This window comes from Aliiglaciecola sp. NS0011-25, from assembly GCF_040370605.1.
Taxonomy (GTDB): Bacteria; Pseudomonadota; Gammaproteobacteria; order Enterobacterales; family Alteromonadaceae; genus Aliiglaciecola; species Aliiglaciecola lipolytica_A.
This window is the reverse complement of record NZ_BAABWR010000036.1, coordinates 1-12,241: the sequence shown is the minus strand read 5'-3', so window position 1 is coordinate 12,241 and position 12,241 is coordinate 1. Positions and strand designations below refer to the sequence as shown.

9 protein-coding genes and 1 tRNA gene are annotated in these 12,241 nt (G+C 39.2%); 5 read left to right on the top strand and 5 right to left on the bottom strand.

Annotation, left to right across the window (positions count from 1 at the left end):
• Positions 1–818: 818 nt before the first annotated feature.
• Positions 819–1,157 (bottom strand): DUF3718 domain-containing protein, encoded by a 339-nt coding sequence (locus tag ABWV72_RS20610; RefSeq protein ID WP_353372821.1) that lies wholly within the window; start codon positions 1,155–1,157, stop codon positions 819–821.
• 429 nt (positions 1,158–1,586) lie between these two features.
• Entirely contained in the window at positions 1,587–1,916 is a 330-nt protein-coding gene (locus ABWV72_RS20605; protein WP_216048011.1) for a hypothetical protein, read from the bottom strand.
• A 356-nt stretch (positions 1,917–2,272) separates the two neighbouring features.
• Between ABWV72_RS20605 and ABWV72_RS20600 the strand changes: the two genes are divergently transcribed.
• Both ABWV72_RS20600 and ABWV72_RS20595 read left to right on the top strand, forming a co-directional pair.
• Complete coding sequence (locus ABWV72_RS20600) at positions 2,273–3,685, top strand: YdgA family protein (RefSeq protein ID WP_353372819.1); 1,413 nt, start codon at positions 2,273–2,275, stop codon at positions 3,683–3,685.
• Between the two features lie 177 nt (positions 3,686–3,862).
• A tRNA-Ile gene (locus tag ABWV72_RS20595) sits at positions 3,863–3,939 on the top strand.
• 212 nt (positions 3,940–4,151) lie between these two features.
• Here ABWV72_RS20595 and ABWV72_RS20590 read toward each other — a convergent pair.
• Positions 4,152–5,039 (bottom strand): LysR family transcriptional regulator, encoded by an 888-nt coding sequence (locus ABWV72_RS20590; protein ID WP_353372817.1) that lies wholly within the window; start codon positions 5,037–5,039, stop codon positions 4,152–4,154.
• A gap of 111 nt (positions 5,040–5,150) precedes the next feature.
• Between ABWV72_RS20590 and ABWV72_RS20585 the strand changes: the two genes are divergently transcribed.
• The gene (locus tag ABWV72_RS20585; RefSeq protein ID WP_342804861.1) at positions 5,151–5,888 is read left to right on the top strand and encodes an SDR family oxidoreductase; all 738 of its coding nucleotides are present in this window, start codon (positions 5,151–5,153) and stop codon (positions 5,886–5,888) included.
• A 611-nt stretch (positions 5,889–6,499) separates the two neighbouring features.
• On the opposite strand, the gene ABWV72_RS20580 is transcribed toward ABWV72_RS20585, so the two are convergent.
• Complete coding sequence (locus ABWV72_RS20580; RefSeq protein ID WP_353372815.1) at positions 6,500–6,844, bottom strand: DUF3718 domain-containing protein; 345 nt, start codon at positions 6,842–6,844, stop codon at positions 6,500–6,502.
• A gap of 372 nt (positions 6,845–7,216) precedes the next feature.
• Here ABWV72_RS20580 and ABWV72_RS20575 point away from each other — a divergent pair, with 372 nt between their 5' ends.
• Positions 7,217–7,717, top strand: a complete 501-nt coding sequence (locus ABWV72_RS20575) for a prepilin-type N-terminal cleavage/methylation domain-containing protein (RefSeq protein WP_353372813.1) — start codon at positions 7,217–7,219, stop codon at positions 7,715–7,717.
• 417 nt (positions 7,718–8,134) lie between these two features.
• Here the strand turns inward: ABWV72_RS20575 and ABWV72_RS20570 are convergent, their stop codons facing one another.
• On the bottom strand, positions 8,135–10,027 hold the full coding sequence (locus ABWV72_RS20570; protein WP_353372811.1) for a tetratricopeptide repeat-containing diguanylate cyclase: 1,893 nt from the start codon (positions 10,025–10,027) through the stop codon (positions 8,135–8,137).
• A 748-nt stretch (positions 10,028–10,775) separates the two neighbouring features.
• Between ABWV72_RS20570 and ABWV72_RS20565 the strand changes: the two genes are divergently transcribed.
• Positions 10,776–11,969 (top strand): MFS transporter, encoded by a 1,194-nt coding sequence (locus ABWV72_RS20565; RefSeq protein WP_216047957.1) that lies wholly within the window; start codon positions 10,776–10,778, stop codon positions 11,967–11,969.
• The last annotated feature ends 272 nt before the right edge of the window (positions 11,970–12,241 follow it).

Below are 12,241 nucleotides of genomic sequence, written 5' to 3'. Positions count from 1 at the left end.
ATTAAAAGCCGTGTTTAATTTGATGTAGGGTATGGATTAAGCTGAGGTTCGCGTATTTTTCATTTTTGCTTACTTACTCAAACTTATGGCAAATCAATCACCTGTGCAGATAGCCGGTTAAATAAACACAAAGTTGGCAAACAGGAAGAAATTATTTGGCAGTTTCAGATAACCAAGGCGCAAAAAAAGAGGCTGTGTTTTGCAACATCAGCCTCAATATAATCCAGGAATTAATACATGTTTTAAAAAATGGGTTTCAAAAGCATGTATTCATCGGTTCACTACGCCGATACTTAAATCTATTCTTACAATCCGTTGATTTACAGCGAATTGTGACGAAATCACACTATTCTGGGTTAAACACCTCCTTTGCTGTCGTTAACGTTTTAGGTTTATGGCTTTTACATCACCACACCTCCTGTAGCATGGGCTTTAGCCCATAGAACACCATAAATTCACCACACCTCCTGTAGCACGGGCTTTAGCCCATGGAACACCATAGATTCACCAAACCTCCTGTAGCATGGGCTTTAGCCATGGAACACCCTAGATTCAGCACACCTCCTGAAGTATGGGCTTTAGCCCATGGAAGGCCATAGATTCACCACACCTCTTGTAGCATGGGCTTTAGCCCATGGAAGGCCATAAATCCACCACACCTTCTGTAGTATGGGCTTTAGCCCATGGAACACACTAGATTCACCACAGCTCCTGTAGCATGGGCTTTAGCCCATGGAAGTCCATAGATTCACCAAACCTCCTGTAGCATGGGCTTCAATCCATGGATGCCAACATTTCTTCTAAACCCATAGCAATACCTACCTTTTTGCCAACATATTGTCGTAATTGAGATTAACCTTGCGGGCTAAAAATCCAGCAGTTTCATGAGCTTCATGCATTGCTGCAAACTCAAAGGCTGATTTGCCATTGCACACCAACCCTTTGGCTATGGTTTTGTAATTTAAATTGCCCGACTTTATGGCTTTTTGAAGTTGTCTGGGATTATCACTCTTTAAAGCCTTGCAAACCTTAATAAGGGAAGCCTCTTGAGATGATGTTAAGGGAGAAGCGGCTAACGCACTATTCGTGGCAAATGCACCCAACATAACCGCTAAAAACAATAATCTTTTATTTTTCACGTTATTCAAAAATTTCATTTCAGTTCCACCATTGTTTAACTTTGATTTGTGCCTAAATGAATTTCATTTGGGCTTTTATCCGCCTTAGTACCAGCTACCTTTTATTTCCAGAACAAAGCAGACTTGATATTAACCGTAAGAGGAAAAAGCCAATGCGCACAGAAAATATCGCCGAGTTACAGATACATGAGACTAAGAGATAAGCCGTTAAAAAAGTGCGATGGACTGTCGTGGAAAACAGTCAATTAACCTGAATTGAACACGCTTTGTTACATATAGGGGTTTGTATTTAAAATGGAGCAACGAAAAAAAACCGCTGTTCAGAGCAAATTAAACATCAATGAATTCAATATAGAAAAATAACGTTGAGGAGATAAAAACGAGAAGCTAGTAAATGTTTTTTAGTAAATAGCAAAGCGGCCAGTTAAAGCCGCCTCATCAGATAGGCTAAAACGCGTTGTCTTGATGAATCTTGATAAATAGAGGAGAGTCGACTTTGCTGTAATCAATTTTATACTCTTTACCATTCAGAGTTTGCACAAAAATTAATGTTTTTTCATCACCAAACACATCCGTCACAGTCACATCCACTAATTCGATATCTTGCAACTTAGCTTCACGTTTATTTTCCGGTACCTTACCGGTAAATTGCTTCAAGGCTTTGTGTGTTACTAACACTGGCGGATTTTCTTCACCATTAAGAATAAGTAAATCCAATTTTCTTATTTTGTGAATTATGGTGTTTCTACCACTCACTAAGAAAGGTTTTTCAGTCATAAACGTCTCCGCAATGGCGAATTGCCATTTGTATAATTTTAAATCTGTAACTGTGGTTTGAATGTAACAAAGTTCTTTCTACCTTGCACCCCTATTTAATTGACTTTCAAGCAGATTTGGCAATTCTTACAGGCCCAAATAGAGAATTTAGCTTAGGAGATAATTAACAGTATATAAACATTTATCGTATTAGCGAAAAATTATATGCCGCAAATGTTGGCTCACAGTCAGTTTAATTGAGCAGGACACTATGTCATAATTCCAATTAACATCAGTAGGAATAATCTTTCTACTTCACTTTAAAAATCAAGCCGTTTCTAAGGAATATTTAACGGTTTTCAAGGACGTTTCATACAATGAAAAAACGCTATATTGTTCTCACCATTGTTTTAGCTGCAATTCTTATATTACCTAAATACAGCAGCACACAAGTCAGTAGTAACATTGACCAATATATAACTGAAATCAATAAAATTAATGGCTACAACGTAGAAGTTGTAGAATTAAAAGATGGTTGGTTCAGCTCCAATGGCACACTCAAAGTCAAAATTTCATTAGCTCAAATGGCGGCTAATTCAGACATACCTTGGGCTGATGACGATACAGAGGTGTTATTGGACTTTACGTCTCATCATGGTCCAGTGATTTTTACCGATGGATTGGATATCGGCTTGATCAATTGGGAACTAGTTTATAACGGTGATTTATTAAGAAGTAAACTTGATTGGCCAGAAGATACCAATTTCTACGAACTTACCATAGGTAAGGGTTTGTTAGGTGGTATCGATATGGAAGATCGCATTGTGCCATTCTCTGTTATTGAAGAAAGTGAAAATCAGAAAGTCGTTTTTTCTGGTTATCAGGGGGAAGGAGAACAATCAGGTAGTGGCTTTTCGTATGAAGGAGATATGAAGTCGTTTCAGTTTACGTCAGACGAAGGTAAATTCGAAATAGAAAATTTCGAAATTTCAATGGAATCCGAAGGTGAACTATTCGCAGCGATGAGTGGCGAAATATTTGAATCAAATGCGGCAATGAAAATCGATAAAATGAATTTGTTAGCAGTTGGCGAAACGGAACAGTCAGTTAAACTAAAAGAACTATTGTTTTCAGTGGAGTCAGAAATTGATGAGCAAGAACAATTCATGAATATCGCTCAGAACTTAAAGATTGAGAGTGTCAAAGCCATGGACTACGATGTGACCGACATTAAATTAGATGTTGAAACAAATCGTATAAGCCTAGTGTTCATCAAAGCATATCAAGAGTTTGCAAAATCCTTATCTGGATTAGACGAATATCAAATGCAGCAACAATCAATGAGCTTCATAACCCAAAACTTGCTACCGCTTTTACAAAGCCAACCACAGCTAAACATCAGCAAACTTTCAGCCAATTTACCGGAAGGAAAGATATCAGGTCACAGCAACAATCAATTAGTTGGAATTGATGCAATGCCAGATGCAACTGCAGACCCTAAATTCTGGATCGATCACACAGTTTCAGAAACGCAACTAGAACTAGATAAAGATGTCGCAAACTTATTATTCACTCGTTACGTGACTAGCCAGTTGCAACTAAACCCACAAACGGCCGAGATGTCACAAGAAGAAATAGAACTTATCGCAGCACAGCAAGTACCAAACATGATCGAAGGACTCAAGTTACAAGGCTTTCTAGTGGAAAAGGATGATAAGTTGATATTAGAGTTCTCACTCAAGGACGGAAATGCAGTTTTGAATGGCAATGCTATCCCTTTGCCCTACTAACTTTGCAAAAAACCACGAGAAAAGGTAGCTTAACCGTTACCTTTTCATCGCTCCACAACAAAAACGCACAAATATTAAGCAAACGGTGATATCAGCCATACAAAATAATGACAACGCCAAAAAAACTGCTTATACTGCGCACCGTTTTGGAAATCCAAGTTCCAAACATCCTCAAATGGCCCGATAGCTCAGTTGGTTAGAGCATCCGACTCATAATCGGCAGGTCCCCTGTTCAAGTCAGGGTCGGGCCACCATCTCCTCCTCTACAGCCCTTATCAATAAAGGGAATGTAGTTTTTAACACCGATTTTTTACACCCTTTTTTACGGCTCTACCCAATAAACGGGGATCAGCATTCATCTTACCCGATTGATAACACCATCCCGACCACAATGGGTCATCACTCTTATTTGATAGTTTTCGAATAATTGACGAGATTCAACATTCAAAGATCAATAGCTGCATTACTAAGTGTCTAAAAACACGGTCTCCAACCAATCAATAAATACTTTTACCCGCGAAGCATGCTGCCTATTGCGTGGGTACAAAATAGATACTGGGGAAGGAGTGGGAGGGTAATTTTCCAGTATTGGAATCAATGTACCGTTTTTTATATCTGATTGAACATGATAACGGGGAACCTGGATAATACCTAGGCCTAGTCTCGCCGCAGCCACTAATGATTCGGCAGCATTAACGGTCAGTGATATTTTGGGAGAGACGGTTTTTATCGTGCCTTCAATGCAGAACTCCAGCGGCGTTGCCACGCTACTTCCCGTAGCCCGAAAACCAACGATTTTGTGGGTTTTGAGATCTTTTATACTTGCTGGGGTACCAAATAGCCTCAAATATTCGGAAGAGGCCACTGTTACCTCTTCCAATAACACAATTTGTTTGCTCACTAAGTCTTCTACTTTTGGCGTTCCAACCCGAATGACACAATCAATACCTTCACGAATGACATCTGAAAACCGGTCACCCTCACTCATATACAGCTCAATGTCCGGGTAAGCGGTTAGAAATTGCGGGAGTTTAGGCATTAAGAAGTGGCGAGCCAACGTTCCATGTACATCGACCCGTAATCCTCCTTTGGGCTTTGCCCCTGAAAATACGGTCTCTGCATCATCAACGTCTTGGATTATCGATAAACATCGTCGATAAAATGCTTCACCATCTATAGTTGGAGTGACTTGTCGCGTCGTCCTCTCAAGTAAAACAACACCAATTCTTTTTTCAAGCCTCTTCACCACATCGGTCACTGTGGAACGGGCAATATTCAAGTCTTCGGCGGCTTTGGTAAAGCTCTGTCTCTCCAAGACCCGCGTAAACACGCGCATAGCATCGATTCTGTCCATTATTATTCATAATTTTCGGATAGTCATTCCGAATATTAGCTAATTATTCGGAATATGAAAAATGATACTTTCTCAATCGCTCAAACAAACAATCTTTTCTGAGGAATAATTATGATAAGTATTAACAAAGTAGCTTTAATAACCGGCGCTTCAAGAGGTATCGGGGCCAGTATCGCTAGACGCTTGGCAAATGATGGGTTTGCCATAGTGGTGAATTATGTAGGAAGTGAAAACGCTGCAAGAAATGTAGTTACACAAATTACAGAGGCTGGTGGCCGCGCAATTGCTCACCAAGCTGATGTATCTGATGCCGCTTCGGTGAGTTCCATGTTCGACCAAGTGGAATCAACATTAGGGAATGTTGAGGTGCTAGTGAACAACGCTGGAATTATGGATCTTCAACCTCTTGCCAAAGCGGATGCACAACACGTCGACAGACAAATTGATATTAATCTCAAGGGAACGATCAATACTCTGCGAGAGGCTTCAGTCCGGCTTAATCATGGCGGAAGTGTGATCAACTTTTCGACAAGTGTGGTGGGTCTCAAACTAGAGAATTACGGTGTATATACTGCTACAAAATCGGCTGTAGAAACCCTAACGGCAATTATGGCCAAAGAGATGCGTGGAAAAGATATTAGGGTTAACGCCGTGGCTCCGGGGCCGACAGCAACTGAATTGTTTTTAAACGGCAAATCGGACGAGTTGACAGACCGTATGGCCAAAATAAGTCCGCTTGGGAGACTTGGAACACCAGATGATATTGCATCTGTAGTGTCGTTCCTGGCAAGTACAGATGGGGGCTGGGTTAATGGTCAAGTAATACGTGCCAATGGCGGAGTCATTTAAGGAGTCCCCCATATCAAAAAGGTAATTTGGGTTACTTGATGATCTCGTGGATTCGTATTATTCATGGACAGCCACATATTTATTATTCATGGACAGCCACAAACTAGACTCTTAGGAAAATAGAATCACTATTATTCATGGACAGCCACAAACTAGACAATATGTGGTTCATGGACAGCCACAAACTAGACTCTTAGGAAAATAGAATTAACTGATTCATGGACAACTGTGGTTCATGGACAGCTGGTTCATGGACTGGTTCATGGACAGCCACAAACTGTAGTATCAATTTTTCGCGTTTAGTTACACTCAGGGAAATAGAATTCGACGAGGTTCAACATGCCACGAGCAGGGAAGCGACAAATCATCCTTTCTAATAATCTTTATTATCATTGTGTATCACACTGTATTCGACGGGTCATTTTGTGTAGCGAAGCGAAGAGAAAATAAACTGAAAAGCAACAGCTACTAGCAACATCGCCAGTGGGTATAAGGTAGGTTGTTGTTTTTAATTTATATTGGCAGGCATGAAATTATATAACTGGCAACCCATCGCCATACTCAGTATTAAGTAGACGATGGGGAGTGGCTAAACGATTTAGCACCATCGATTATAATGATTTATGAGAAGTTACGGCTGCCATATCCGTGGTGTTGCTGTATTTTCCGCCTGTCAAAAAGTCATTCATGTCATTCGCATTGCTACCGTATTGTTCGATGAATGTCATGAATTGTAAATCGTTGCAAGTCACTTTTGTTGCCACATAACGTTTACTCAATCCAGATTTTTTAATGGCCTGTGACATTTTTATCTTACTGCCTTCAGTGGCAACAGCACAAAGATTACTGGTAACGTAATTGTCGGCGGGAACCACAACATTTGAAGCGTTTACGACACCGATTGAGGCAAGGGTTAATGCTGCAGTTGCGATTACTTTAGTTAGTGTGTTCATCATATTTTCCTATTTCCGTTGATTGTTGTAAGTCTTCAAAGTGACTTGACATGACTTTTGCAACGACGATGCCAAAATTAAATACCAATATAAAACAATCACTTATGGTTTTTAGTGAAATTTAAATCTAATTTAGAGAATGAGAAAATTTAAAGAGTGGCTATTTTGACCAAATATTAGTTAATTTAACTTTTATGGCAAAATCACCCAATAATTGGACTTAGTGTTAATTAATGATTAAGTGGGACTTACTGTTAATGAAAAGGCACCAAAATTATCAGTAGGACAAATGACAGCATTAATTTAACTCTCTATACTTCAGTTACCATTTGGTTTATATAAGTTGGTTGATAACAACCACACGAGTACGTTTTAATGCAACACAATATACAACGGGGTTTTACCCTAATTGAACTGATTATTGTCATTGTCATTCTAGGGATTCTCTCAGTAGTAGCCGCGCCTCGATTTATTGATTTACAAGGTGATGCTGTAACGGCACAAATGACAAGCTTAGAAGGTACTTTAAAATCTGCTAACACGCTCACCTATACTAAAGCAGTATTATCGAACCAACAAAAGTTAGCTCTTGGCTCAGTTTCTTTAGGCGACACAACCGTTAGCACGACATTGGGTCACCTTACACCTGTGGGTACTAATGTTGTCAAAGTACTGCAGGGTTCTTATGAAATTATGCTCAATGCTAACGATACTATTACCGCCGATTGGGGAGTGTATGATTTACCCAGTGGCGACACTATTTATTTAGTCCCTAAAGGCTATGCAACCTTTGATAGCTGTAGTTTATTGTACAATGTGGACGCTAGTAATATTGCTGAACCGGTTTTCTATAGCCTGACAACGACTGGTTGCTAGCCATTCAGTTGGCTGGAGATATCTACGGATTTACATTTGACAAGTGATACATGGACAGCCACAAACTAGACTAGAACTAGACTCTTAGGAAATTACTGGACGGAATTTACAGAAATTACTGGATGAAATTACTGGACAGGCATAACGAAATTACTGGACAAATTACTGGACAGGCATAATAAGAGGGCCCTATTTGATCAATCGATTAAGCGCTGGATATAAGTGCCGATAGCTGGCGTGATGGAGAAAATTGTTAGAAGATTTAACAACTTGACTAAAAAAGGTTGTTAATTAAAAATGTTGACGTCTAAAAGTAACCGGACGTTGGAGTTTCTGACCGGCTTAATCAAATTGCAATCAACACCTAAACTGTACCATACACATTTTGTTTTTTAATAACCGCGATTGACGTACTGATTAAAATACGATCTTGTCTTTTCCATGTTCTTTTGCTGTGTAAAGTTTGTTATCGGCTGCAGAAATCATACTTGCAACGTTTTTATGTTTCCCTTTATCAAGCTGTTGCACCCCAACACTGAATGTAACATTCTGCTCTTTAGGTACTCCATCAATCTCTACACTGGAAAAATTATGTTTGATACGGGCAAAAATATTTTCAGCCACTTGTTTGGTGCAATTAGGCAAAACGATCAGCCATTCTTCACCACCATAACGTCCATACTTGCCATATTTAACATCATCACGCATAGACATTTTGCATGCTTTAGAAAAGGCGATTAGCACATTATCACCAACATCATGGCCATATGTATCATTAAATTTTTTGAAGTTATCCAAATCGATTAGGGCTATGATTAGCGATTTCCCTTCAGATACAGGCTCGTTGAAACAACTGTTGGCATACTCTAAAATAGCGCGCCGGTTTGGACAGCGGGTTAAATGATCTCTGAGCGCCATCGTCTTAAAGCGATCTCTAAGTTGTACTTGTTTGTAAAGAGTAAAGGTGACAACAATTAGTGAGATGGCAATTATGAAAATCACCAAATACCATAGCTTTTGCTGTTTGTTTTGTTGTTCAATTTTGAATTCTTGACGTTCGTTTTTCTCGGTAAGAAGTCGGTTTTCGGTTTCTTTCAATTCGGAGTTAAGTTGAATTCTCTGTCTTTCAACTTCTTGCTTTTTCTTTTGAAAGTGATCTTTTTTAAGTATTTCAATATTGTCTTTTGTCAGCTCGAAGGCGGTTTTATAATTTCCTTTTAACGCTTCTAAATTTGCAAGTAGTTGCTGATACTTGATGGTGTTATCTGAGGTCGGAAAAAAGTTCAAAAGACGTTTACTTGACGCTAAACTTTCCTGCGCTTTAACTAAGTCGTCAATCGCAATGTAGGCTTCGGTTAGTCCATTGTAAGACAAAAATTCAGACATTTTATCGTCTATTGCAGCGAAAAAGGGACCGGTTTGATTGTACAACTCTATTGCTTCAGACCAATTCTGTTGCTTAATCGCAAGGTCAGCAAGACCTCTTTTTGACCACATTAGGCCGATATCATCTTTTAATTCTTTATTGATTATAATTGATTTTTCATACATCTCTTTTGATTTAGAAAAGTTCTCATTCAATAAATAGGCTTTTCCAAGGTTGTACAAAATAACTGATTGGTCAAATCTCGTATTTTTTTCAATACTAATTTCAAGTGATTTTAAATAATAGGCGATGCCTTCTTCAAAATTCTCCAGACGAACGTTCGCCGTCCCTAATTCACCTGAGACTTCATCAAGAAAACTAAGATCATTTAATTTTTCAGCAATATTGTAGGCTTTTCGCAATGAAACCAAAGCTTCAGTATAATCACCTACTCGACTTTTCATTCTTCCAGCGGCTAAATAAATTCGTCCAATAAGCTCCTCATTTTGAATTACTTCCGCCTGTGTTAGTAAAAAACGATATTTATTGTTTAGTTCCTCTGAGTAGCCCTGCTTTTCGAGAACATTTAACTCGGCTATCGCCAAGCGTACTAGAATAACTGCATTGTCAAATTCTTGTGCAACAGGAATAATTTCATTCAATAGTATCTTAGCGTCTGAAACTCTCTCTAGATATACCAGTTTTTCAATTTTTAATATTATCGCTTCAAGATAAACCTTTCGCCAACCTCTTCGTTTGCTTTGGGATATTATGGGGTCAAGAGTTTGTATGGTATCCATTGGTGACGTCTGCTTGTCATCACCCAAATCGGAAAGGTATATCAGCGTTTCTTGTTCTGAACGCTCAATGACTTGCGCTTGAGAATATGCTGATATAACAACAGTAAAGATGCCAATTAAAACCAAGCGAATGTAATGTTTCATATATCCCTTCTATTAACACAAAGCGTGTCAATAACTGCAATTTTAGTTAAGCATAAGTATAACGCTACCAAGCAACACTAATATTTTTTGATTTATCAATAGTTAAGCCTTTTTAACTTCAGCAATTCTAACTTAATTAACTGAGTTAGTTTGTCGATTATTAACGATGTAAAGGGGCTAAATAGATCAAATTTATAACTCACAATTTACATGACAGCCATTAAATTAACTAGCACTTTGTCGCTTTAGACGAGCTTAAGGTAAAAGCTGTTTGGTTAAGACCATTATTAATAATTGGTTCTCTTAATAACCAGCTTTTACTTTTAAGAATTGAACCGAATATCAAAAATCAAACTTCGTATTTTGTGTTTGCGTCCAATTTGTTTTGACTTTGTTCAGTGTGCGAATTTGTTAAAACAGTACAAGTCATTGTAAACGCAGCGTGAATTAAATTAATAAATCGTACACTAGGATTTACGCTTTTATCTAGTTCATAAAAAACCTAATAAATAAGCGGGCTAGAGCATAGAATTACCTATATTTCTTAGCGTATAATATCGTCATCAAAGAATAAAAATCTCATCAATTCTAAGTACTGTTGCGGTTAGCAAAATCAGTCTTATATTGGTTCTAATATCCCTACAATAATTAAGCTGGCCTGGGTACCTCGATTATTTTTACGATAAACGAGGAAGGGTTTTGTATTTCGTTTTGTGATCTTAGTCACTTAAGTCTAAAAAGGTAATGTATGTCTGCTCCACAATCTAATCAGGATGCAACGGTTTGGCCCATTCTGATAATGGCACTTGGCTCGTTTGTATTAGGGCTGACCGAGTTTTCGTCGATGTCGATGCTCCCGTTAATCGCCGACTCGTATAATGTTTCGCCTTCACAAGCTGGAAATGTGATTAGTGCGTATGCAATTGGTGTGGTAATTGGAGCACCATTATTTATGTTGTTAACCAATAGAACGAACCGTCGCACTTCCCTGATTATTTTTGTGGCTATGGTTCTGCTTGGCAATGGTTTGAGTGCAGTTGCATCGAGCCTAACTGAGCTTATAGTTTATCGAGTGCTCTCTGGCCTACCCCATGGAGCTTATTTTGGTACCGCATTGCTGATAGCCGCGAGCATGGCACCGAAGGGTAAACGCGCAAGTTACATGGCAAAAGTGTTTGCCGGCCTAACCATTGCGACCATTGTGGGTGTCCCTATGGCAACCTTAATTGGTCAATCGATGAGCTGGCGAGTCTGTATGGCGATTGTTGCTGTATTGGCTTTAATTACGTTGGTGTTAATTTATTGGTTAGTACCGAGCTGTCCGGTGACAGAACCAAGCAAATTACGCGAAGAGTTTGCCGTTCTGAAAAATAAGTTAGTGTGGTCAATTTCCGGTATTATTTTTGTTGGTTTTGGTGGTGTATTCTGCATTTATACTTATTTAGCGGATACCATTATAAACGTCACACAAACTCCTTTAATTACCATTTCTATTGCGATGATGATGTTTGGTGTAGGAACGACAATTGGTAATTTACTGATCAGTAAATTGGCTGATCATGCTCCGATCAGTACCACAGGTATTGCATTGCTTTGCAGTGTCGGCATTTCCCTAATGTACGTGTTTGCTGCGAGTAATATTTGGTGGTTATATATTACCGTATTTTTGTTGGGCGCAAGTGTCGGCTTGGCCGCGGTAATCCAGTCGATGTTACTCGACGTCTCTCCGAAAGGTCATGCAATGATAGGTGCGCTGGTGCAATGTGCTTTTAACACTGCCAATGCAATTGGACCTATGGTGGGTGGCGCAATGCTAGCGTCAGGCGCCAGCTTTAATGAAGTTGGCTACGCCTCAGCAATGCTTTTCTTTGGCGGATTTATTATGTGGGCATTAAGCTATATGCAAATGCGCAACCGAGATATGCAACCAGCAATGGGTTAAATGCTTAATTAAAGGAGCTCCGGCTCCTTGCTGTGCATCACTTGAATTTCTCCAGCTGCAAAAATTACGACCTTTTAGACAGCCACAAACTAGACTAGCACTTTGAGACGACCTTTTAGACAGCCACAAACTAGACTAGCACTTTGACACTATCAACTAAGCTATAGGAATAAGGTTCATAAGGAAGAACAATGCCCTTAGCAAGGAAGCGTCAAATCTGTTTGACAGATACGCCCTACTACCACTGCGTTTCTCGCTGTGTACGCCGTGCA

Excerpts from the sequence above, each read along its gene's own strand:
- ABWV72_RS20610 (WP_353372821.1), bottom strand. The coding sequence starts at position 1,157 with ATGAAATTTTTGAATAACGTGAAAAATAAAAGATTATTGTTTTTAGCG.
- ABWV72_RS20605 (WP_216048011.1), bottom strand. The coding sequence starts at position 1,916 with ATGACTGAAAAACCTTTCTTAGTGAGTGGTAGAAACACCATAATTCAC.
- ABWV72_RS20600 (WP_353372819.1), top strand. The coding sequence starts at position 2,273 with ATGAAAAAACGCTATATTGTTCTCACCATTGTTTTAGCTGCAATTCTT.
- ABWV72_RS20590 (WP_353372817.1), bottom strand. The coding sequence starts at position 5,039 with ATGGACAGAATCGATGCTATGCGCGTGTTTACGCGGGTCTTGGAGAGA.
- ABWV72_RS20585 (WP_342804861.1), top strand. The coding sequence starts at position 5,151 with ATGATAAGTATTAACAAAGTAGCTTTAATAACCGGCGCTTCAAGAGGT.
- ABWV72_RS20580 (WP_353372815.1), bottom strand. The coding sequence starts at position 6,844 with ATGATGAACACACTAACTAAAGTAATCGCAACTGCAGCATTAACCCTT.
- ABWV72_RS20575 (WP_353372813.1), top strand. The coding sequence starts at position 7,217 with ATGCAACACAATATACAACGGGGTTTTACCCTAATTGAACTGATTATT.
- ABWV72_RS20570 (WP_353372811.1), bottom strand. The coding sequence starts at position 10,027 with ATGAAACATTACATTCGCTTGGTTTTAATTGGCATCTTTACTGTTGTT.
- ABWV72_RS20565 (WP_216047957.1), top strand. The coding sequence starts at position 10,776 with ATGTCTGCTCCACAATCTAATCAGGATGCAACGGTTTGGCCCATTCTG.